The organism is Ochrobactrum sp. SFR4 (genome assembly GCF_019730395.1).
Lineage (GTDB): Bacteria > Pseudomonadota > Alphaproteobacteria > Rhizobiales > Rhizobiaceae > Pseudochrobactrum.
The window spans coordinates 1-265 of record NZ_JAAPBB010000877.1 but is presented as its reverse complement, the minus strand read 5'-3'; the positions used below and the strand labels follow the sequence as shown (position 1 = coordinate 265).

At 56.2% G+C, this 265-nt stretch carries 1 protein-coding gene; it reads right to left on the bottom strand.

Going from position 1 to position 265, the window contains the following annotated elements:
- The coding region (locus tag HBA93_RS21595; RefSeq protein ID WP_221724616.1) for an invasion associated locus B family protein at positions 1–265 on the bottom strand (265 nt) is incomplete at both ends.

The window sequence follows — 265 nt, the reverse complement described above, 5'->3', positions numbered from 1 at the left end:
AGCCGTCGCTGAAGCCCTGTAGCTCAACAGGGATGCCAACGCCTTCTTCCGGTGTCTGGAAGACGATGAAGGTTGCAGCTTTACCCTTGCGCAATGTGTCGATCAGCGCATCATCAAGGATAACCTCTGCGTAGCAGCCGTCTTCAAAGCAGCGTACGAAATAAGCGCGGCCGATATCTTTGCCATCAACATTGAGGCCGAGACCGTTTGGCAGCAGCACGCCGAGTGGTGCAAGGACGCGCAGGATACGGGCCTTGTTATCGGC